This is a genomic window from Arthrobacter horti (genome assembly GCF_030731045.1).
In the GTDB taxonomy this organism is placed as follows: domain Bacteria; phylum Actinomycetota; class Actinomycetes; order Actinomycetales; family Micrococcaceae; genus Arthrobacter_E; species Arthrobacter_E nanjingensis.
In genome coordinates this window covers 146103-166722 of the sequence record NZ_JAVALS010000003.1, presented here as the reverse complement: position 1 = coordinate 166722, position 20620 = coordinate 146103, and the positions used below count along the sequence as shown (strand labels likewise).

The 20620-nt window shown below is 68.4% G+C and carries 18 protein-coding genes and 1 pseudogene; 12 read left to right on the top strand and 7 right to left on the bottom strand.

All coding sequences use genetic code 11. The features are described 5' to 3' along the window. Positions 1–320: 320 nt before the first annotated feature. The 5 genes from trxA to Q9R02_RS06805 all read right to left on the bottom strand — a co-directional run bounded on the left by trxA (position 321) and on the right by Q9R02_RS06805 (position 6148). Positions 321–647 carry a thioredoxin gene (trxA, locus tag Q9R02_RS06825; RefSeq protein ID WP_305995912.1) on the bottom strand — a complete coding sequence of 109 codons (327 nt, stop codon included), beginning with the start codon at positions 645–647 and terminating at the stop codon, positions 321–323. Positions 648–672: 25 nt separating this feature from the next. Further along, a complete protein-coding gene (trxB, locus tag Q9R02_RS06820) occupies positions 673–1623 on the bottom strand; it encodes a thioredoxin-disulfide reductase (protein WP_305995911.1) in 951 nt (316 codons plus the stop codon). Between the two features lie 149 nt (positions 1624–1772). Beyond that, positions 1773–3173 (bottom strand): discoidin domain-containing protein, encoded by a 1401-nt coding sequence (locus tag Q9R02_RS06815; RefSeq protein WP_305995910.1) that lies wholly within the window; start codon positions 3171–3173, stop codon positions 1773–1775. A 78-nt stretch (positions 3174–3251) separates the two neighbouring features. Further along, positions 3252–5474: a murein biosynthesis integral membrane protein MurJ gene (gene murJ, locus Q9R02_RS06810; RefSeq protein WP_425279229.1), complete on the bottom strand. Its 2223-nt coding sequence runs from the start codon at positions 5472–5474 to the stop codon at positions 3252–3254. 119 nt (positions 5475–5593) lie between these two features. Next, on the bottom strand, positions 5594–6148 hold the full coding sequence (locus tag Q9R02_RS06805; protein WP_425279230.1) for an NUDIX hydrolase: 555 nt from the start codon (positions 6146–6148) through the stop codon (positions 5594–5596). A 129-nt stretch (positions 6149–6277) separates the two neighbouring features. Here Q9R02_RS06805 and Q9R02_RS06800 point away from each other — a divergent pair, with 129 nt between their 5' ends. From Q9R02_RS06800 to Q9R02_RS06760, 9 genes and pseudogenes are all read left to right on the top strand, one after another. Next, positions 6278–7801 (top strand): CCA tRNA nucleotidyltransferase, encoded by a 1524-nt coding sequence (locus Q9R02_RS06800; RefSeq protein WP_305995909.1) that lies wholly within the window; start codon positions 6278–6280, stop codon positions 7799–7801. Between the two features lie 16 nt (positions 7802–7817). Then, complete coding sequence (locus Q9R02_RS06795; protein ID WP_305995908.1) at positions 7818–8402, top strand: histidine phosphatase family protein; 585 nt, start codon at positions 7818–7820, stop codon at positions 8400–8402. A gap of 685 nt (positions 8403–9087) precedes the next feature. Further along, a complete protein-coding gene (locus Q9R02_RS06790) occupies positions 9088–9225 on the top strand; it encodes a hypothetical protein (protein WP_305995907.1) in 138 nt (45 codons plus the stop codon). 172 nt (positions 9226–9397) lie between these two features. Next, positions 9398–10450: pseudogene (locus Q9R02_RS06785) on the top strand (glycosyltransferase 87 family protein); the annotation flags it as partial. Positions 10451–10539: 89 nt separating this feature from the next. Next, on the top strand, positions 10540–12075 hold the full coding sequence (locus Q9R02_RS06780) for an MFS transporter (protein ID WP_367575470.1): 1536 nt from the start codon (positions 10540–10542) through the stop codon (positions 12073–12075). Between the two features lie 143 nt (positions 12076–12218). Then, on the top strand, positions 12219–13190 hold the full coding sequence (locus tag Q9R02_RS06775) for an ABC transporter ATP-binding protein (RefSeq protein WP_305995904.1): 972 nt from the start codon (positions 12219–12221) through the stop codon (positions 13188–13190). Between the two features lie 13 nt (positions 13191–13203). Then, entirely contained in the window at positions 13204–14109 is a 906-nt protein-coding gene (locus Q9R02_RS06770; protein ID WP_305995903.1) for an ABC transporter permease, read from the top strand. Between the two features lie 4 nt (positions 14110–14113). Next, on the top strand, positions 14114–15430 hold the full coding sequence (locus tag Q9R02_RS06765) for a sensor histidine kinase (protein WP_305995902.1): 1317 nt from the start codon (positions 14114–14116) through the stop codon (positions 15428–15430). Beyond that, on the top strand, positions 15423–16151 hold the full coding sequence (locus Q9R02_RS06760; RefSeq protein ID WP_305995901.1) for a response regulator: 729 nt from the start codon (positions 15423–15425) through the stop codon (positions 16149–16151). Before Q9R02_RS06765 ends, Q9R02_RS06760 begins: the two co-directional genes overlap by 8 nt. Positions 16152–16161: 10 nt before the next feature. On the opposite strand, the gene Q9R02_RS06755 is transcribed toward Q9R02_RS06760, so the two are convergent. Then, on the bottom strand, positions 16162–16728 hold the full coding sequence (locus tag Q9R02_RS06755; protein ID WP_305995900.1) for a GNAT family N-acetyltransferase: 567 nt from the start codon (positions 16726–16728) through the stop codon (positions 16162–16164). Between the two features lie 78 nt (positions 16729–16806). On the opposite strand from Q9R02_RS06755, the gene Q9R02_RS06750 reads away from it, so the two are divergent. The 3 genes from Q9R02_RS06750 (at position 16807) to Q9R02_RS06740 (ending at position 19824) form a co-directional block, all read left to right on the top strand. Next, entirely contained in the window at positions 16807–18111 is a 1305-nt protein-coding gene (locus tag Q9R02_RS06750) for a M18 family aminopeptidase (RefSeq protein ID WP_305995899.1), read from the top strand. Positions 18112–18221: 110 nt separating this feature from the next. Continuing rightward, the gene (locus Q9R02_RS06745; RefSeq protein WP_305995898.1) at positions 18222–18812 is read left to right on the top strand and encodes an RNA polymerase sigma factor; all 591 of its coding nucleotides are present in this window, start codon (positions 18222–18224) and stop codon (positions 18810–18812) included. Further along, positions 18787–19824 carry a CU044_5270 family protein gene (locus tag Q9R02_RS06740; RefSeq protein WP_305995897.1) on the top strand — a complete coding sequence of 346 codons (1038 nt, stop codon included), beginning with the start codon at positions 18787–18789 and terminating at the stop codon, positions 19822–19824. The genes Q9R02_RS06745 and Q9R02_RS06740 overlap by 26 nt, the downstream gene beginning before the upstream one ends. A 65-nt stretch (positions 19825–19889) precedes the next feature. Here the strand turns inward: Q9R02_RS06740 and Q9R02_RS06735 are convergent, their stop codons facing one another. Then, the gene (locus tag Q9R02_RS06735) at positions 19890–20543 is read right to left on the bottom strand and encodes a DUF1345 domain-containing protein (RefSeq protein ID WP_305995896.1); all 654 of its coding nucleotides are present in this window, start codon (positions 20541–20543) and stop codon (positions 19890–19892) included. Between the last annotated feature and the right edge of the window lie 77 nt (positions 20544–20620).

Sequence of the window (20620 nt, the reverse complement as noted above, 5' to 3'; positions counted from 1 at the left end):
ATATCCTGGTTCAGGAACGCTTCGTTCGGCATGGTCTCGCAGGGCGCTTCAGAAGAGTCCCTGTCATCCCGGTTTCACGTGAAACATCCGAGCAGTTGGAACGAACGTACTGTGGAGGTTGTTTCTAGGGAGTTTTCCAGTACTGATCAGCGCGAGAGCCGGACATGATCGACCGCTGTACGACGGGCCGGGCCTCCCCCGGCCACATTCTCCACCATGCTAGGGCCTTCGGGAACTGTCATGTTTCACGTGAAACACCGGAGGCCCGGCGCAGATGCGCCGGGCCTCCGGATGGCTCCTCAAGGAGCAATGAGGTGAAATCAGCCGATGACGTCGGCGAATTCCTTCTCGAAGTACTGCTTCGGGTAAGCGCCGGTCACCGTGTGCTTGACCTCGCCGTTCTGGAACAGGAAGACGGCGGGGATGGAGGTGATGCCGTACTTGGAAGCGACGGCCGGGTTGTCGTCCACGTTCACCTTGACGACCTCGACCTTGTCCGCATTCTCTTCGGCGATCTGGTCGAGGATCGGGCTCAGGCGGCGGCACGGGCCGCACCACTCGGCCCAGAAATCAACGATGACGGGCTTCTCAGCCTGGAGAACATCGCTCTCGAAGCTGGCGTCGGTAACGTCCTTGGCGTTGCTCATGGTGTTCCTTCTTTCCTGGGAAATCTCAGTGGTTCTGGAGGTAGTGCTCGACGTCGATCGCCGCAACACAACCGGAAGCGGCTGCGGTGACCGCCTGGCGGTACTTGGGATCGATCACGTCGCCGGCTGCGAAGACGCCCGGCAGGCTCGTCAGGGAGGTGCGGCCATCGACCGCGATGGTGCCCTCTGCGGTCAGGTCAAGGACGCCCTTGAAGAGTTCGGTCCGCGGATCATTGCCGATGGCGACGAACAGACCGGTCACTGCCAGATCCTGCTCGATGCCGTCGATGAGGTTCCGGACGCGGAGGCCGCTGACCTTGTCACCGCCCAGGATGTCCGCGACCTCGCTGTCCCAGACGAACTCGATCTTCGGGTGGGTCAGGGCGCGGTCCGCCATGATCTTGGACGCGCGCAGTTCCTTGCGGCGGTGCACCACGGTGACCTTGGAGGCGAACTTGGTGAGGAACAGCGCCTCCTCCATCGCGGAGTCACCGCCACCGATGACTGCGATCTCCTGATCCTTGAAAAAGAAACCGTCACAGGTTGCACACCAGCTGACGCCGTGGCCGGAGAGCCGCTTCTCGTTCTCCAGGCCGAGCTCGCGGTAGGCGGAACCGGTGGAGACGATGACGGCGCGGGCCTGGTGCTTCTCACCGTTGCCGAGCGTCACGGTCTTGATCTCGCCGTCGAGGTCGACAGCCACGACATCTTCGTATTCGATGCGTGCGCCGAACTTGCTGGCTTGCTGCTCGAGGTTGTCCATGAGCTCCGGGCCCTGGATTCCCTCCGGGAAGCCCGGGAAGTTCTCCACCTCGGTGGTGTTCATCAGCTCGCCACCCGCGGTGACCGAGCCGGCGAAGACCACCGGGCTGAGCTTGGCACGCGCCGTGTAGATGGCGGCCGTGTAACCGGCGGGGCCGGAACCGATGATGATGACGTCGTGGACCTCGGGGGCCGTGGTGTCTTGCGTGCTCACGTGGGTGGGATCCTCTTCCTCGTTCGAGCCGTACGAATGCAGCTGAGGACACAACGGAACGGCGGAGTGAACTATTCCGCCGACGAAATGGCCCCAGGTCTCTTCTCAGAGTACCTGGGGCCATTCATTCACCGAACTTGGTCAGTCATCTATTGAATCTTGATCTCCGACAGCCGCAGCCCGTAGGGGTACTGAGTCCGGGGCGCCGCGAGGCGGGGCAGAGCCGTGATGTCGATGATGACGTACTGCGCCGTGACGTCACCGGAGACGGCCATGGTCAGGCTGGGGCCCGTGAAGGAGTTGCTGGCGACCTGCTTGGCACCGTCCAGGCTCGGCTTGTCATTGGTGTACACCGTCAGGGAGCCACCGGAACCACCCAGCTGGTTGAGGGTGATCGACTTGATGGCGGCCGGCTCCTTGAGCTTGACGGCCAGGGCGACGTCCTTGGTGGCACCGCCCCAGTTGTCCGAACCGAATTCCATATTGGACCAGTACGTGGCGTTGTTCCCGTCGATCGCCTTCGGAAGGTCCTTGTCGAACTCGGCGGCGAAGTCGAACGTCCCCAGCCGGGTCAGCGAATCGATCACGGGGGGAGCGGCCACAGGTGCGGACGGCTCCTGCGAAGGCGTGCCCTCACTCGGATTGCCCGAGGCGACCGAGGTGGTCTTGCCGGCCTTCGGCCCGCTCGGTGCGGAGATGCCACTCAGATTGATCACGGCGAACACGAGGGCGGCGACCAACACGGCCACCAGGACTCCGCCGACGATCCACCGGGTGCTGCGGTTCTCCGTGGCCGGGGTCTCCTCGTCATCCACTTCGGTGTCGAACCCCAGCACCTGGTTGCGTGCGCCGGCCGGGAAATGGCTGGCCTGACGGCGGTCTTCATCAGCGTCGGCCGCGGAGACTGCGGGTTCTGCGAACGCCTCCGTGGCAGGTGCCGGGAAGGAACGGTCCTGGGGCGGATTCGCCGGGCCCCGCACGGGCTCCACTGGGGCGGAGGGTTCCACCGCGCGCTGCACGGGCGCCGTGGCCGGCGTGGCCGGCTCCTGCCGGGCCGCCGGGGTGGGCCGCGTGACCGGGCCGGCCGGAGACGCCGGTGCGTCCTCCTGGGAGGCGTAGTCGATGAACTCGCCCTCGGCGTCGTCGTACCGTCCGCCGTAGGTCTCCGGCTCCGTGGAGCGGGCCTCGCCGAAGATCTCACTGCCCAGGGTCTCCGTGAAGAACGGCTCCACATACGGGCCGTCCGTCGCGACCAGCAGATCCAGCAGATCCGGGGCGCTCGAGTGGCTCGTGATGAGGTAGGTCAGGCCGTCCGTGACGCCCAGATCCAGCACCTGCATGGACCCCGGACGCTCCCCCGTGGCCACCTCACGGGCGCTCAGCGAGAGCTGTTCCGCGTTCTGCGTGCTGGCCACCAGGATGCTGACGGGGCGGTTCAGAACCTGATCCACTCCATCCAGGACCTGGTCCTGATCGTGGGAGAGCAGCACCGAACCGGTGACCTTGTAGCGGCCACCCAGAACGGACCCGACCTCGAGCTGCTGGGACATCAGTACCTCCTCAGGCCCCGGACGACGCGGGGTTGTTTCGAATTCCGATCCTATCGGAGGCGGCTTCCACCTGGCGCCTCATTGCAGACCGGACGGGAAGTGGGGGTTCTCCCCCGATTTCCCCTGGTAACTGTGCCTGCCGATGCGCGGCGGTGCGGACGGCGCCCAGAGCCAGGAACGGAAGCGTCCCAGCAGTCCGGTGGCGGGCGCCGCGGCGGCGGTGGGCTCCACCCCGTAGTACGGCGCGGCAGGATGGCCGGCGGTCGTGGAGGGGACGCTCTCCCCCACGTCTTCGGCGCTTGGAACGGCCCGGAACGACTCGGCGTCGAATCCGCCGGAGATCCTCGGAAGCACGCCGGTGTCCATCGACACGGCGGGCAGGGCACCCGTGGCGGCCTGCTCCTCCCGGGTCCCGGCACGCAGGCGCCGTGGCGCGGTGCCCGACGGCGGGGTGCTCGACGGCGTGTGGACGGACGCCACCGCAGGCGACGGTGCGGTGGCGGGCGACGCCGCGCCGCCCGCCGTCGTGCCTTCTGCGGCTTGGGTGGCGGGCGCCGCGGCCGGCCGGATGAAGCGCGCCAGCAGCGGCCGCAGCAGATCCCGTAGCTCCTCCACACGGAAGACCCGCAGCAGCGCCACGTAGGCGGCGAGCATGAGGGGTGCGGCCACGATGATCGCCAGCAGCGCGGAGAACTGGTTGTGCCAGAGGAATCCGTCCGAGCGGTAGCCGCCGAACAGCCAGAGGACCAGGCCGCCCACCAGGGCCGAGCCGATGCCCGCGTACCCCATGCGGATGTACGAGTTCACGATCCGGGGACCGTCCAGATGGCCCAGGAAACGGCGCAGGAAGAAGGCGCTGATGAGGACGGAGAGGATGTTGCCGATCGAGTAGAGCACCGCGATGGAGTAGATGATGTGCTCGGGCGGCAGGAACTGGATGATGAGGGCGCCCACCACGTTCACCACCGCCAGCGCGGCCTGGATCAGGAACGGCGTCTTCGCGTCCTCCCGCGAATAGAACACCCTGGTCATCATGAAGTTGATGCTCAGGCACGGGCTGGTCAGGGCCAGGATCGAGAGCGTGATCGCCAGCAGTGCGCCGTCCTGCGGCTTGCCGGCGGAGAAGAACATGCCGATGGGACCTGCGAGCACCAGGAGCGCGATGGCGCTGAAGACGATGGCCACGGCCACTGTGCGGAGTCCGTTGGACAGGGCTGAGCGCAGGGCAGGGAGGTTGTTGTCCAGCGACGCCTGCGCCATGCGGTTGAACATCACAGTGGCCAGTGAGAGGGCCACGATGGAGTGCGGCAGGAAGTAGAGCTGGCTGGCGATCTCCAGCACCGCGTTACCGGCGATCGGCGCGGCGTCCGCCGGCGCCTCCGCGCGCATGGCGCCCGGGATCGTGGCGACCTTCATGACGTACAGGAACGCCAGCTGGCTCACCACGGTGGTCAGGAGCGCCCAGCTGCTCAGCCGGGCGGCGTGGCCCAGGCCCACTCCGCGCCAGCCGAAGCGCGGCCGCAGGCCGAGTTTGAGCTTCATGACCGGCAGGAACAGGAGCGCGGTCTGCACGGCCACGCCCAGGGTGGAGAAGCCCGCCACCAGGATCGTCTGCCCCGAACCCCAGTTCTCCACCGTGTGCGGATGCACCCGGCTGGACCCGAAGACGACGATGAACATGCCCAGGCCGCCGATGGCCACCACATTGTTCACGATCGGCGCCCACATGGCGGGCGCAAACGCCCCGTGGGCGTTGAGCACCTGGGTGAGCAGCGCGTACAGGCCGTAGAAGAAGATCTGCGGGAGGCAGAACACCGCGAAGACGACGGCCAGGTTCAGCTGCGCCGGGCCGTAGTCCGAGGTGGTCAGCTGGATCAGAGGACGAGCGAGCACCGTGACCACGGCCGTGAGCACGAACATGACGATGACGCCCAGGGTCAGAAGTCTGCTCAGATAGTCCGCGCCGCGGTCCGGGGCGCGGCTGGCCTTGATGATCTGCGGCACCAGGACCGCGTTGAACACACCGCCCGCCACCAGCACGAACACCATGTTCGGCAGGTTGTTGGCGTTGATGAAGGTGTCCGTGACGCTGGACCCCAGGCCGATGGCCAGGATGAGGAGCCAGGACTTCACGAATCCCAGGACGCGGGAGATCAGCGTTCCGGCCGCCATGAGGGCGCTGGCGCGGGTGTCCCCGGCCCGGCTCGGCGCGGGCCTGGCTGCAGGCTCCGGCCGGTTCGGGGCCGGAGGGGCCTGGGTGGGGTTCTGGGCTGCGCCGGGGGCGTTCTTGGCGGAAGACATCCCTAGTATCGTCTCACTCCGCACCTGGCGATCGGCTGAGGCGTGTGCCGTCGGGCCAGGTCACGGCGGGCCGCCGGGTGGGCGGGGAACGACGACGGCGCCACCTCGGGCGGGACGGTTCAGCCGTCCAGATGGCCGGGAAGCAGCTCGCGGGCCAGGTCCGCGATGCGCCGCTCGTTGGGGAAGGAGAGCCGGCGCGCCAGCTCCGCCAGAGGGACCCAGGCGACGTCCACGGCCTCATGGTCCGGATCGTTCTCAATGGTCAGCTCGCCGCCCGTGGCGCGGAGGAGATAGTGGTGCACGGTCTTGTGGACGCGGTGGCTGCTGACCGTGAACCAGTAGTCGATGCTGCCGAGCGGGGTGAGGATGTCCCCCTCGATACCGGTCTCCTCGGCGATCTCCCGGACCGCCGCAGCCTCGTTGCTCTCCCGGCCCTCGGGGTGGCCCTTGGGCAGGCACCACTCGAGCCGGCCGCCGCGGTTGATGCGGGCGATGATGGCCACCGGCAGCTCGGGGGACGTGGTGTCCACCACGACGCCGCCGGCGGAGACCTCCTCCACCGTGGGCAGGGAAGACGGGTAATTCTGTGTGGCAGGCGCAACGTGGGCACCGATCGCCGAAGGCAGGGGCGCGTTGGGCCGCCTGTTCGGAGCGCTCGGTACTGGATTGGCCATGCCCATAACTCTATCGAGTATTCCGGGGAGGCGAGGACGTGTCCCACGGTCGCGGCGGCTCGGCATGGCCGCGGCGGACGGCGGGCGAGGTGGGGGATGAAGGGGAAAACGTGACAAGCTTGAGTCACTATGGCGAATGAATTTCAGGGCGGCCCGGCCGACTCCGTGGGCTTCGAACTGGACCCCGTGATCCTGGAGCTGGGACAGCTCTTCCAGGATGCCGGGCACGAGCTTTCGCTGGTGGGCGGCCCGGTCCGGGATCTGTTCCTGGGACGCGAATCCCTGGACCTGGACTTCACCACGGATGCCACCCCGGACCGCACGGTGGCCGTGATCAAGCCGTGGGCGGACACCTACTGGGAGATCGGCAAGGCGTTCGGGACCATCGGCCTGCGCAAGGCCGGGTTCCAGATCGAGATCACCACCTACCGGGCCGAGTCCTATGACCCCGAGTCGCGGAAGCCCGCCGTCGCGTTCGGCACCTCCCTGAAGGACGACCTCTTCCGCCGCGACTTCACCATCAACGCCATGGCCCTGCGCCTGCCCGGCCTGCAGCTCGTCGACCCCTTCGGAGGTCTGAAGGACCTCCGTGCCGGGATCCTGGCCACCCCCGGGCGCGCCGAGGACTCCTTCTCCGACGATCCTCTGCGCATGATGCGCGCGGCCCGCTTCGCGTCCCAGCTGGACGTTCGGGTGAGCGCCGACGTGCTGGCCGCCATGACGGACATGGCGGAGCGGATCACCATCATCTCCGCCGAACGCGTGCGGGACGAGCTGGTGAAACTCATCAACGGCGCGCGCCCCCGCGTGGGTGTGGACCTCCTGGTGGAGACCGGGCTGGCGGACCGGATGCTGCCGGAGGTCTCGGCGCTCCGCCTCGAGGCCGACGAGCACCACCGCCACAAGGACGTCTACCAGCACTCGCTGCAGGTGCTGGAGCAGGCGGCCGCCCTGGAGACGGGCGACGACGGCGCGGTGCCGGGTCCCGACTTCGTGCTGCGGTTCGCGGCGCTCCTCCACGACATCGGCAAGCCGTCGACGCGGCGTTTCGAAAACGGCGGCGCCGTCAGCTTCCGTCACCACGACGTGGTGGGCGCCAAGCTCGCGGCGAAGCGGATGAAGACCTTGCGCTTCGACAACGACACCATCAAGGCCGTGGCCCGGCTGGTGGAACTGCACATGCGTTTCTACGGCTATGGGGACGCTGGCTGGACCGACTCCGCGGTACGCCGCTATGTCACGGACGCCGGTCCCCTCCTGGAACGCCTGCACCGTCTCACGCGCTCTGACGTGACCACCCGGAACCGCCGGAAGGCCGAGCGCCTGGCGTTCGCCTACGACGATCTGGAGAGCCGGGTGACCGAGCTGCAGGAGCGTGAGGTCCTCGACTCCGTCCGTCCCGATCTGGATGGGCAGAGGATCATGGAGCTGCTGGGCCTGAAGCCTTCTCCCGTGGTGGGCCGCGCTTACAAGCACCTCCTGGAGCTGCGCATGGAGCACGGCCCCCTGGACCCTGAGCGTGCCGAGGCGGAGCTTCTGGCATGGTGGGCGGACCAGCCTGAATCCCGGGCGGAAGAGGCCGGCCCACACGGTGACGGTGCCGACGCACGCCCTGACACCGACGATGCCGACCCGAGCCGCGAAGACTCCTGAGAGCTGAAGGACCGCCATGGACTCCTCCCTGAACGCCGATCTGCCGCACCTCTGGCTCCTGCGCCACGGCGAGACCGAATGGTCCCGCAGCGGGCAGTACACGGGCCGCACCGATCTCCCGCTGACGGAGGAGGGCGAGCGGCAGGCATTGCGCGCCGGTGAGGTGCTGCGCGGTGTGCAGTTCCGGCAGGTGCTGACCTCGCCGCTTCAGCGGGCGCGGCGGACGGCCGAGCTGGCCGGCTTCCCCGGTGCCGAACGGGAGCCGGACGCCATGGAATGGGACTATGGGGACTATGAGGGCGTGGACTCCGCGGATGTACGCGCCAAGAACCCGTCGTATCTGATCTGGGACGACGGCGTCCCGAACGGCGAGACGATCCGCGAGGTGGCCGCGCGGGCGGACAGGATCGTGGAGCGGGTGCGTGCCGGCGGTGCCGGAAACGTGCTGGTGGTGGCACACGGCCACTTCTGCCGCATCCTCACCGCGCGGTGGCTCGATCTGGATCCCGGAGAAGGCCGGCATTTCCTGCTGGGCACGGCGCGCGTGTGCACCCTCGGCTGGGATAAAAGGACTCCCGCGGTGATGTCCTGGGGCCTCTGAACGGTCCCTGGAAAACAAATTCTCAAGAAAATTCGTAAAATCACCCGTTCTGGGGTGGTGATTGCTGAAAACATCCTGTACGTTGTTAAACGTTCCCTCGTAAGAGGGAGCCCACCCAGTAATGGGGCCCTGTATGCAGACCCGCAGCATTGCTGTGCGCGGTCCTTCGCGGGGCTGGTCCCTGTAGACGTCAAGAGAAAAGGAGGTTGCGACATGAATATCACCAAGAACACTGCAGCAAACACGGATGTGTACGCGTTCGGTGGAGCGGCAGCCTCCCGGCCTTGGCGTCGTAGCGCAGCGTAGTACTGCGCCTCGTCCCACGTTTTCCGTGGGACACGTCTCCCTCGGCCAGGATGGCCTTGCCGCACCACTGGCGGCTCACCCACTGATCGCATCCGGGTTCGACTTGTCCTCACCCGTGAATCCGCGCCCAGTTCCGGTGAATTCTTTCTGAATTCCTTGAATGGAATTCTCCCTGCCCGGAGAAAGAATTCTCACCTTTATCTCCCTCCTGTAATTCATCGCGCCCGAAAACAGAGGAAATCGTGATCATCCTGACTTTTGGCGACCCCAAGCCTGCCTCAATGGAACACACACAGCGTGTCAGAGAGGCGCCGTCCACGTCTCCCGACCTCACGGAACGGAGATCCACGATCCACCACACGAAAGGGGGTGTTCCCTCATGAAACAGTTCCCGAACGAGGTCCTCGTCTTCCAGCAGCAGAGTCGCCGGAAGAACCAGGAATCCGGCGGCCGGAGCCTGGAGAAGACCCGCGACGACGTGTTCGTCCAGCTTCACCTGATGAACGCCATCCGGTGAAACGACGCCGCCGGTTTCCGGCGGCCTGCGCGGCTTCCCTGACGCACACGGCCGGCCGGCCGGGGGAAGCACCGGAGTCCGTGCCGGGCCCCGGGTGAATGCAGACACCCGGGGCCTGGTCCTGCCGGAAACAGGCCCCTGCGACGGAGGACCCGGCCGGTAGGCTCATGTCATGGAGGAGCAGCACCGACACAAGACCCGGGCCCGGCTGGTGGTTCCCACCCGCAGCGACGCTCTCCTCTCCCGGTGGACGGAACTGGTGGGCGGACGCCTGGGCTTCCGGACCGCACCCGGGGTGGTGACCCCGGGGTTCTTCACGGTGGACCGGGTCCTGATTCTCCTCACGGTGGTGGCCGCGCTCATCGCGATGGCTGCCACCTCATACTGCCGCCTGAACGGCTGGGACGCTGCGGCCGCCTACTACGCCACCTGCTCCTCCGGCATCCCCACCGCCTTGTCCGGGGCGGCGTTCGCCCACGGTTCCCTTCCTTTGTTCACCCCGGGGGCGCCGTTCGGTCATCCCGTGCTCCTGTCGCTGGTGGCGGCCCTGACGTCGTGGGCCGTCCCTGGTGCAGTCCCGGCCCAGCGGGCCCTGAGCTATTTCGATCTGAATGCGGTCCTGATCGTGGCGCTCTGGATGGGGACCGTCATCCTGGTGGCACGCCTGGCGCGACGGCGGGCCTGGGACGCGGCCATGGTCGCTCTGGCACCGGGCATCATCACCTCCGCCTTCCTCGGCTGGGACCTGTGGGCCGTCTTCGCCGTGACGGTGGCCATGCTCTGCTTCGCCCGCCACCGTCCGGCGTGGGCGGGGATCTGGATCGGCCTCGGCGCCGGCTTCGCGCTCTACCCCCTGCTCCTGCCGGTGGCGCTCCTGCTGCTCGCGGTGCGCAGCGGGCGGTTCCGTGAGCTCCTGTTCACCCTGACGGCCACCGTTGTGACGCTGCTGGCAGTCAACGCCCCGGTGGCCGTGGTCAACCCCGGCGCGTTCCGCGCCGTCGTCGGCTCCGTCATCCCGGGTGGGGCAGGGGCCTCATCCATCTGGGAGGCCTGGAATCTGATCGCCGCACGCCTCGGCCATCCCGTGCTGGGCACCACGCAGGTGACGGTGGGGACCCTGGCCGCCTTCCTGGCGCTGCTTCTGGTGATCGCAGGCGTCACGCTGACCGCTCCCCGGAGACCGCGTCTGGCCCAGGTGCTGTTCCTGCTGGTGATGGCGGCCGTCCTCTGCGCTCCGGGGTATCCGCCCCAGGCCGTGCTCTGGCTGGTGCCGCTCGTGGCTCTGGCCCGTCCAGTCTGGCGTGACTTCCTGCTCTGGCAAGCCGCGGAGATCCTGCGCTGGGCCGCACAGTCGATGCATCTGGCCGCGGTGACCGGTGGTGCCGGTCCGCAGCACACCATCGACGACCCGTACTACGCCTGCGCGATCCTCCTGCACCTCGGCGTCGGCCTCTACCTCATGGTGCGAGTCGTCGGGGACATGCTGAGCCCCGACGGCGACATCGTGCGCGCCGGCGGCGCCGACGACCCCCAGGGAGGTGTCTTCGACGGCGGTCCGGACCGTGCCTTTGTGCTCCGCGCCCGCCGGGCGCCTTCCTCCCGGACGGCCGGCACGGCGAGGCGATCAGGCCACCGCCACGGCCCTGCGGCCCGGCCATGAACACGATCCTGCGCTCCGCCACCACCGCGACGTTCGTGGTCTTCGGCATCAACGGCCTGGTCTTCGCCAGCTGGGCCTCCCGCATCCCGGCCGTCGCCGCCACGCTCGGCCTCTCCCCCGGCGAGATCGGCGGACTGCTGCTCTGCATGGCCGTGGGTTCGCTCACCGCGCTCCCCAGCGCCGGCTGGTGCGTGAACCGCATCGGCGTCCCGGGAACCATCCGTCTGGCCGGCCTCATCGCCGCCCTGGCGGTCAGCGGCATCGCCGTGGGCCTGGCCTTCCACTCCGTGCCGGTCACCGGGGTCAGCCTGGTGTTCACCGGAATGGGGATCGGGCTCTGGGACGTCGCCCAGAACATCGAAGGGGCCGACGTCGAACACCGGCTGGGGCGCACGATCATGCCGCAGTTCCACGCGGCGTTCAGCGGCGGGGCCTTCCTGGGCGCCCTGCTGGGTGCCGGCCTGTCCGCCGCCGGCGTGCCGCTCCCTGCGCACATGGCCGGGATCGCCGTCCTGGTCCTGGTGATGAGTGCCGTCGCCCCGCGGTACTTCCTCCCGCATGAGCCGGAGCCGGAACACGGGAAGCCCGCAGGCGACGGGCTCTTCGCCTGGAAGGAACTGCGGACGCTGCTGATCGGCGTCGTGGTCATGGGGGCGACCCTGAGCGAGGGCGCCGGCAACGACTGGATCGCCAAGGGGGTGGTGGACGGGCTGCGCCAGACGGAATCCACCGGCGCCCTGGTGTTCGCCGTGTTCGTGGGCGGTATGACCGCCTTCCGGGTGCTCGGGGCGCGGCTCATCGACCGTTTCGGACGGGTGGTGGCGCTCCGTGCCAGCATGGTGGCCGCCGCCGTGGGACTCCTGCTCTTCTGCTGGAGCCCGGAGCTCTGGAGTGCCGTGCTGGGCGCCGTGCTCTGGGGTGCGGGGGTGGCCCTGACCTTCCCCATGGGCATGTCCGCCGCGGCGGACGACCCCCGGCGGGCCGCGTCGCGCGTGTCCGTGGTGTCCACGGTGGGGTACATCGCCTTCCTGGCCGGTCCCCCGGTCCTCGGCTTCCTGGCGGATCATCTCGGGGTCCGCAACGCGCTCCTCTTCATCGGCGTCCCGATCGTGCTGGCCGCCGTCCTGGCAGGCGCCGCGCGCCCGCTCGCCGTGGAACGTACGCCCTCCAGAGGTGAGGAGTCCGTCTGAGGGCGTACCGCCGTCGTCGGTGAATCATCCGCCGGACAGAGGTGTCCGCGTGGCCCCCTGACTAGCCTGGAAGTACGGCGTACGCCGGGCGTCCCTCGCGGAGGCCGACCCTGACCGCACTCACCGACAAGCGAGGACCAGGCATGATCCAGGCAGAAGGCCTGCGCAAGCACTACGGACCCAAGACCGCAGTCGACGGCATCAGCTTCACCGTCCAGCCCGGCCGGGTCACCGGCTTCCTGGGTCCCAACGGCGCCGGCAAGTCCACCACGATGCGCATGATCATGGGTCTGGACCGGCCCAGTGCCGGCCACGTGACCGTCAACGGCAAGCCGTTCGCCCAGCACAAGGCGCCGCTGCGGGAGGTGGGCGCCCTCCTGGACGCCAAGGCCGTGCACACCGGGCGCAGCGCCTACAACCACCTGCGCGCCATCGCCGCCACCCATGACATCCCGGTCTCCCGCGTCCACGAAGTCATGGCCATGACCGGACTGACCGAGGTGGCCAAGAAGAGGGCCGGCGGGTTCTCCCTCGGCATGGGCCAGCGGCTCGGCATCGCCAACGCGCTCCTGGGCGACCCCCAGACCCTCATCCTGGACGAACCGGTCAACGGCCTGGACCCGGAAGGTGTGCTGTGGGTGCGCAATCTGGTCCGCTACCTTGCGGGCCAGGGCAAGACCGTGTTCCTGTCCTCCCACCTCATGAGCGAGATGGCCCAGACCGCGGACCACCTGCTGGTGATCGGCCGGGGACAGCTCATCGCGGACATGTCCGTCCAGAACCTCATTGCGAGCGTCCAGCAGAAGAAGGCCCTGGTCAGGACGCCTCAATCGGCTGAGCTCGCGGCAGCCCTCGCGGCGCCCGGCGTCTCCGTCACCCAATCCGCGCACGAGACGCTCGAGGTGGCCGGTCTGGACACCAGGTCGATCGCTCAGATCGCCCTGGAACGCCAGATCCTGCTGTACGAACTGACGCCTCAGGAGGCCTCCCTGGAGCAGGCCTACTTCGAATTGACGCGCGGTGCCGCCGAGTACCAATCGGACTTCTCCATGGCCACCGCCACCCACAGCCAGGCCACGGGGATGCCCGGTCAGCCGCAGAACTACAAGAACTAAGGGGGACTGACACATGAGCACTCAGACTGTGAACCCGGCACATGCCGCCGCATCCCGCCGGGCGGCGGAGACCGGACACTGGAGCTTCGTGGGCCTGCTGCGCAGCGAATGGATCAAATTCTGGAGCCTCCGCTCCACCCTCTGGCTCCTGGTGTGCACCGCCGTCGCGGCCGTGGGCGTCGGCGCCCTGACCGCCTGGGTCCGGCACACCATCTTCCAGCAGGTGCTGGAGCAGGCCACCAAACACGGCGCCACGCCCACCGGAGCCCAGCTCGAAGCGACCGTGCCCCCCGGTTCCGGGATCGAGCTGTACAACATGCCGAACGCAGGCCTCCAGATCGCCGTGCTGGTGCTCGGCTCCCTGGCCGTGCTCTTCCTGTCCAGCGAGTACGCCACGGGAATGATCCGTTCCACCATGTCCGCCACCCCCACCCGCCTGCCGGTGTTCGGGGCCAAGGCGCTCATCCTGGCCGTGATCGGCTATGTCCTGGCCACGGTCACTGGCGCCATCACCTTCCTGATCACCTTGGCGATCTTCTCCGACATGCCCGAGTTCAACCTCAGCTGGAATACGGGCGGTGTCCTCCAGGGTGTCTTCACCGGCGGCCTCTTCGTGGCGGCAGTGGCCATCATGGGCCTGTCCCTGGCGGCACTCCTGAAGAGCTCCGCCGGCGGCGTCACGGTCCTGATCGCCCTGATGTTCGTGCTGGACTTCGCCGGCGGCTTCATCAAGCTCATCCCCGGTGACTTCTGGAAGTACGTCCCGGACTACTTCCCCGGTTCGGCCGGCGGCCGCTTCCTGGCGATCGGCCACGTGGACGGCATGCTGGACCCGTGGATCGGTGGCCTGGTGCTGCTCGGCTGGGTGCTGCTCCTGGCCGTCCCCGCCCTCATCGTCCTGAAGAAGCGGGACGTCTGAGACGGTGAACCCGAAGGATCCCACGGCGGCGCCGTCCCCTCAGGGGACGGCGCCCGCGCCGCTTTCACTGGCGGAAATCAACGCCCGGCACCGCGGCAGGGTGCGCCGCTACTTCGCGACCCATCCCCGCCTCATGGACGTGGTGGTGGTCCTTTGCTACCTGCTGCTCTCCCTCGGCACCGTCATCTCCCAGGCCGGGGCCGGCAATTGGGCGGCCCTGGCCGCCGTCGCCGGCATCTGTGCGGCCCTGATGTTCCGGCGCCGCGCGCCGCTGCTCGTGTTCGCCTCGGTGGCGGTGCTGGAACTGGCCCTGTCCTTCGCCTATCTCTGGGCGAACAACCTGGTGGCCGGGCTGTGGTTCGCCCTGTACGCGGTGGGTTCCACACAGCGGCGACGGGTGTCCGTGGCCGCCCTGGTGCTGGGCCCGCTCCCGCTGGTGTTCCGGTACGTGTTCGGCGTGACCGCGCAGGCGTATGCGGAGGTCTTCAGCAGCAGCGCCATGCCGAATGAGGTGTCCTTCCGGCTCTCCGTCATCCTCACCACGTACCTCAGCTGTGTCATCGCGGTCGGCTTCGGCATCTCGGTGCGCCAGCGCCGCCGCTACGAGGCGGCGCTGGCCGCGTGGGCGGAACAGTCCACCCAATGGGGAAGGTCAGCGGAACGGAGCCGGATCGCCCGGGAGATGCACGACGTCGTGGCGCATTCCCTGACCGTGATGGTGTCCCTGGCGGACGGGGCGCGGACGGTCCTGACCAAGGATCCGGAGCGGGCCGGCCGGGTGCTCGAGGAGCTTTCCCGGACCGGGCGGGCCGCACTGGCAGACACACGCCGCGTGCTGGGCGTTCTGCGGGAGGAGGGCGGCGCGGCGCCGCGTGCCCCGCTGGACAGCCAGGAGGAACTCGAACGGATGGTGGCCGGGTTCCGCACCGCCGGGTTGCCCCTCAGCTTCACCTACACCGGCCCGATGCTGCCGGAGGACACCACACTCCGGCTCTCCATGTACCGGATCCTGCAGGAGTCCCTCACGAACGTCCTGCGCTACGGCCGCTCGCTCTCCCGGGTGGAGGTGTTCGTGGACCACACGCCGGGGCTGGTGAGCCTTAAGGTGATCAACGACGGCGTCGGCTCCGTTCCGCTGCCCGGTGCGGCGGGTGCCGGTGCACCCGGCGCGGGGCCGCAGGGCAGCGGTCAGGGCATCCCCGGGATGCGCGCCCGGGCCGCCATGTACGGTGGCACTGTGACGGCCGCGCCGCTGGCTGGTGGCGGCTGGCGCGTGGCCGCGGACCTGCACTACGACCAGACGGGACACAGGAATGCCTGACACCACTGCACGGGATACGGACCCGCAGCACCCCACCCCGGTCAGGCTGCTCCTGGTGGATGACCAGCCGCTCCTGCGGGTGGGGTTCCGTCTGGTGCTGGAAGGGGATGAGAGCCTTCATGTGGTGGGCGAGGCCTCCGGCGGCGCCGAGGCGGTACGCCAGGTGGCCGCGCTGAAGCCGCACGTGGTCCTCATGGACGTCAGGATGCCCGGGATGGACGGTATCGAGGCCACGCGTCTGATCGCCGCGGCGCATCCGGAGACGAAGGTCATCATCCTGACCACCTTCGATCTGGACGAGTACGCCTTCGCAGGGCTTCAGGCCGGTGCCTCCGCGTTCCTGCTCAAGGACGTGGCCCCAGAGGAGCTCATCCACGCCGTGCACGTGGTGGCCAGCGGCGACGCCGTCGTGGCTCCGCGCGTGACCCAGCGGCTGCTGGAGACCTACGTCCGGGGTACGCACCGGGGGCGGGGCGACGGGCAGGCTGCGCCGCGGGACCCCATGCTGGAGGAGCTCACGCCGCGCGAGACCGAGGTGCTCCTGGCGATGGCGGAGGGACTGACGAACGGCGAGATCGCGCTGAAGTTCTTCCTGTCCGAGGCCACGGTGAAGACCCATGTGCGTCGCATCCTGGCCAAGCTCCATCTGCGGGACCGGGTCCAGGCCGTGGTGTACGCCTACGAGACGGGCCTGGTGGTCCCGAGCAACCCGGACTACTGAGCCGCCGCCTTCAGAGCTCGATCCAGTAGCGGCGCATCGGCTCGGTCAGACCGAACGACGCGGGGTACCGCTCCACCGGCCGGACCTCCTCCAGCACGCCCCCGGCGCCTTCGATGGTCCGCACGGAGCCGGTGTTGGAGTCCCGGCAGGTCACCAGGACACGGTCCAGTCCCAGGTCACGGGCCTGCTGGAGGGAGGCCTGCAGGGCGAGGGTGGCCAGCCCCCGGCGGCGCGCGCTGGGCCTGATCCCGTAGCCGATGTGCCCACCGGCCTCGGCGAGGTATTCATTGCTGAGAACATGCCGGAGGCCGACGGCGCCCAGGTACTCCCCGTCCTCCACCACCCAGAGGGTGCTCTGCGGGGCCATGCCCTCCGGCGGGGTGGCGCCGGGCCGGCCCATGTCCACCAGGACGCGGACCCACTCGGCGAAGTCCTCCGGCTTACGGAGATCCAGGCCGAGCTTCTCCGCCAGGAAGGCGCTGGCGCCGTCCTGGTCCAGGGTCCCCCATTCGTCCCAGCTGGCGAGCCAGGAGTCGTGAAGGCCGGCGGTCGGCGGGACAAGGGTTATGGAGGTCATGGAGTTCAGCCTAAGCGGGTCCGGACCCCGGCGTGTGTGCCGGGCCACAGCCTCCGCGCCGCGTACTAGCCTTGAAGCATGTCTTCCACAGCCACCGCTTCCGAACACATCCAGGACCTGGGCGCCTACGTGAGCGCCTCGCCGTCGAGCTATCACGCCGTCCATGAAGGCGCCCGCCGCCTCGAGGCGGCAGGATTCACCGCGCTCGATGAGCGGCAGCCGTGGGTGGGCGGCGCGGGCGCTTTCTTCGTGATCCGCGACGGCGCGCTGATCGCCTGGGTGACGCCGGAGGGAGCCGGGGCGACCACTCCGTTCAACGTCCTCGGCGCGCACACGGACTCGCCGTCGTTCAAGCTGAAGCCGCGCCCCACCACGGGGCGATTCGGCTGGCTGCAGGCCGGGGTGGAGGTGTACGGCGGGCCGCTGCTGAACTCCTGGCTGGACCGCGAGCTGCGCCTGGCTGGACGGCTGGTGCTGCGGGACGGCTCCGAGCACCTGACCGCCACCGGTCCCGTGCTGCGCTTCCCGCAGCTGGCCATCCACCTGGACCGCGGTGTGAACGACGGGCTGAAGCTGGACAAGCAGCACCACATGAACCCGGTGTTCGGCCTGGGTGATCCGGAGCAGGAGGACCTGCTGGCGGTGCTCGCGGCGGCCGTGCCGGGCGGTGGGGTGGCTCCGGAGCAGATCGGCGGGTACGACGTCGTGGTGGCGGATTCGCAGGCGCCTGCGGTGTTCGGGGCGAAGGGTGAGTTCTTCGCGTCCGGGCGGCTGGACAATCTGTCGGCCACGCATGCCGGCCTGGTGGCGCTCATCGCGCATGCCGAGGCGGGTGCTCCGGCCGGCGGGCCGGTGGCCGTGCTGGCGGCGTTCGACCACGAGGAGCTCGGTTCCGGGTCCCGTTCCGGGGCGTGCGGGCCGTTCCTGGAGGACATCCTGGCCCGGATCTCCGACGGCCTGGGGGCTTCGGCGAGCCAGCGGCGGCAGGCGATGGCGGCGTCGTTCTGCGTCTCGGCCGATGCCGGCCACGCGGTCCACCCCAACTACCCCGAACGCCACGACCCGGTGAACAAGCCGCTGCTGAACGGCGGCCCGCTGCTGAAGATCAACGCCAACCAGCGCTACGCCACGGACGCGCAGGGTGCGGCGTTCTGGGCGCGGCTGTGCGGCGAGGCGGGTGTCCCCTACCAGGAATTCGTCTCCAACAACGACGTCCCGTGCGGCTCCACCATCGGCCCCCTGACCGCCACGCGACTGGGCATCCGGACCGTGGACGTCGGCGTCCCGCTGCTGTCGATGCACTCGGCGCGCGAGCTGTGCGGCGTGGAGGACCCGTACCGCCTGGCCGTGGTGGCCGAGTTGTTCTTCCGCACAGCCGTCTGAGACGACCTGAACCGTCATTTCACGGCCTGTGGCCCTCACCGCGTACGGTGAGGGCCACGGTGTTTTAAGAATGCCGTGAACTCTCATGGGGGGAGAGAGCAATACAAGGTGTGAGCACAGACAGCGAGATCATTCTCAGAGCCCGGGACAGACCCGCGGCGTTCGCGGAACTCTACGACCGCCACGCCGCCGTCGTCCACCGCTATGTGGCCCGGCGAGCGGGGCAATCCGCCGCGGAGGACGTCACCTCGGAGACGTTCCTGGTGGCCTTCGAACGGCTCGACTCCTACGACGTGAGACGGCCGGACGCCAGACCGTGGCTCCTGGGCATCGCCACCAATCTGCTGAAGAAGCACCACCGGGCGGAGGCGAAGATCCTCAAGGCCGCGGCGCGCGCGGCGGCGCCGGAAACGGTGGACGACGACGCCGATCTCGTCACCGCGCGGGTGGACGCCTTCGCGGCCACGGGAAAGATCGCGCGAACCTTGCGGGGCATGGCGAGCGTGGACCGGGACACCCTGCTGCTCTACGCGTGGGCTGACCTCAGTTACGAGGACATCGCCCAGGCGATGAACGTGCCCATCGGAACCGTGCGCTCCCGGCTGAACCGCGCCCGGAAGATCCTGAAGAACAAGCTCAGCCTTTCCACCCTTGAGGAAGAAACGGAGAACGACCGTGGACGATTTGCAACTGCTCCGTGAATTCCGGCGCGAGGCCGGAACCGTCTCCCCCGCGGCCCTGGCCGAAAGCCGCGAGAAGCTGGTGCGGGCCCTTGGCGCCCAGACCGCCACGAAGGTCCGGTGGCGGACCGAACGGAACCGGACCATTCGCCGTCGTTTCCTCCTCGGTGCTGTGGCAGCGGGCGTGGCCGTGGCCGGCGTCGTCGCGGTGGAGGCCTTCCGGCCGGCACAGCTGACGGCGTCAGCGGAGGCCGCTGCCGTGTTGAACGAGGCCGCCGCCTCGATCGGATCCTCGGACCCGGTGCTGACCCCCGGGCAGTACTTGAAGATCGAGCAGATCGACCGTTCGCAGATGGGGCTCGGAAATACTCCTGAATCCCAGGTCCTCGTGCCCACCATGACGACCAACACGTTCTACATCCCCCAGAACCAGGATGGGATCTGGACGTGGGAACGGAAGGGCGCGGGTCCGACGTCATTCCCCAGTAAGGAAGCGAAGGAGGCCTATGACGAAGCCGAACGCAGGCACCCGGGCAGCACTACGTTCAACTTCGTCGAGCGGGCTGCTGGAGGCAAGTTCTTCAACGGTGGCGGACAGACGCTGATCAACGGAATCCCCCTGAAGGATCAGGCATCCATCCCGCGTGATCCCAAGGCGCTCCTGAAACTGATCGAAGAGCGCACGAAGGGGGCCGGTAAGTCACCGGACCGTGAGGCGCTGGTGACGGTCGTGGACACGCTGCGGACGGGGCTGGTCCCGGCGGATCTCAGGGCAGCGCTGTACCGGGCTGTGGCACTCATCCCGGGAGCGGAGATCTCCGACCGGCAGGCCACTCTGGATGGCCAGACCGGGGTGGCGATCGGAGTGACTCTTCCGGATGGAATCCACCGGCAGGACATCATCGTGGATCCGTCCACTGGCCGGATGCTCGGTGAAAGGGAGGTCCTTCTCAAGGACTACCCGGAGGCTCCGGCGGGGACCGTCATCAGTTCGATCTCACTGAAGACCACGATCGTCGACTCCGCGCCCTGACGGTCCTTCAAAACGGACGGAGCCCCTCACCGTGGCGGTGAGGGGCTCCGTCCGTTGAGGCGGCGTCACTGCGCCATGCTGACCACCAGGTTGATCGTGGTGGCCAGGACCAGCGTCCCGAACAGGTAGGACAGCAGTGCATGACGCAGTGCCTGGCGGCGGATCAGGCTGGTTTCGATGGTGTTGTCCGAGACCTGGTAGGTCATGCCGATGCTCGTGGCCATATAGGCGAAATCCGTGTAGCAGGGCAGTTCATCGGGGTTGTTGAAGCCGATCCCGCCCTCCTTCTCCCCGTTGTAGTACAGCTCGGCGTAGCGGAGCGTGAAGAGGGTGTGGATCAGCATCCAGGACAGCGCCACCGTCACGAATCCGAGCGCGGCGTCCACGAGCCGCTGAACCTGGTCGGTGTTCTGGTGCGAGGAGATGATCAGGACCGCGACGGCGATCATGGAGGCCACATTGGCGGTCAGGACCAATACCTCACCCACCGGCCGTGACGGGTCCTCGATCGTGGCGTGCTCGCGGGTGCCCGCGCCGTCGAGCTTCACCGTCCGGCTCACCACCCAAGCGACGTACGACGCCGCGGCGGCCGCCCAGCCGGCCGCCGGCGCCTCCAGCGGGTGCCCGGTGGCGAGGGTGATGAGCCCTGCGGCGAGGCCGAATGCGGCCATGATGACGATGCGGAGGCGGGCCCGGTGGATGGTCCTGGTGGCGGTCATGAACTCAGCGTAACGGCGCAGCACCGGCGCGGAGGTGTGTTCCCCGGGGACCGTGCAGTGTGTGGAAAAAGCAGTGT

What these genes read in the sequence shown, in the direction of transcription:
- Q9R02_RS06760 (WP_305995901.1), top strand. Translation starts at nt 15,423, where the DNA reads ATGCCTGACACCACTGCACGGGATACGGACCCGCAGCACCCCACCCCG.
- Q9R02_RS06770 (WP_305995903.1), top strand. Translation starts at nt 13,204, where the DNA reads ATGAGCACTCAGACTGTGAACCCGGCACATGCCGCCGCATCCCGCCGG.
- Q9R02_RS06755 (WP_305995900.1), bottom strand. Translation starts at nt 16,728, where the DNA reads ATGACCTCCATAACCCTTGTCCCGCCGACCGCCGGCCTTCACGACTCC.
- Q9R02_RS06800 (WP_305995909.1), top strand. Translation starts at nt 6,278, where the DNA reads ATGGCGAATGAATTTCAGGGCGGCCCGGCCGACTCCGTGGGCTTCGAA.
- Q9R02_RS06790 (WP_305995907.1), top strand. Translation starts at nt 9,088, where the DNA reads ATGAAACAGTTCCCGAACGAGGTCCTCGTCTTCCAGCAGCAGAGTCGC.
- Q9R02_RS06750 (WP_305995899.1), top strand. Translation starts at nt 16,807, where the DNA reads ATGTCTTCCACAGCCACCGCTTCCGAACACATCCAGGACCTGGGCGCC.
- Q9R02_RS06775 (WP_305995904.1), top strand. Translation starts at nt 12,219, where the DNA reads ATGATCCAGGCAGAAGGCCTGCGCAAGCACTACGGACCCAAGACCGCA.
- Q9R02_RS06735 (WP_305995896.1), bottom strand. Translation starts at nt 20,543, where the DNA reads ATGACCGCCACCAGGACCATCCACCGGGCCCGCCTCCGCATCGTCATC.
- Q9R02_RS06815 (WP_305995910.1), bottom strand. Translation starts at nt 3,173, where the DNA reads ATGTCCCAGCAGCTCGAGGTCGGGTCCGTTCTGGGTGGCCGCTACAAG.
- murJ (WP_425279229.1), bottom strand. Translation starts at nt 5,474, where the DNA reads ATGTCTTCCGCCAAGAACGCCCCCGGCGCAGCCCAGAACCCCACCCAG.
- Q9R02_RS06805 (WP_425279230.1), bottom strand. Translation starts at nt 6,148, where the DNA reads ATGGCCAATCCAGTACCGAGCGCTCCGAACAGGCGGCCCAACGCGCCC.
- trxA (WP_305995912.1), bottom strand. Translation starts at nt 647, where the DNA reads ATGAGCAACGCCAAGGACGTTACCGACGCCAGCTTCGAGAGCGATGTT.
- Q9R02_RS06795 (WP_305995908.1), top strand. Translation starts at nt 7,818, where the DNA reads ATGGACTCCTCCCTGAACGCCGATCTGCCGCACCTCTGGCTCCTGCGC.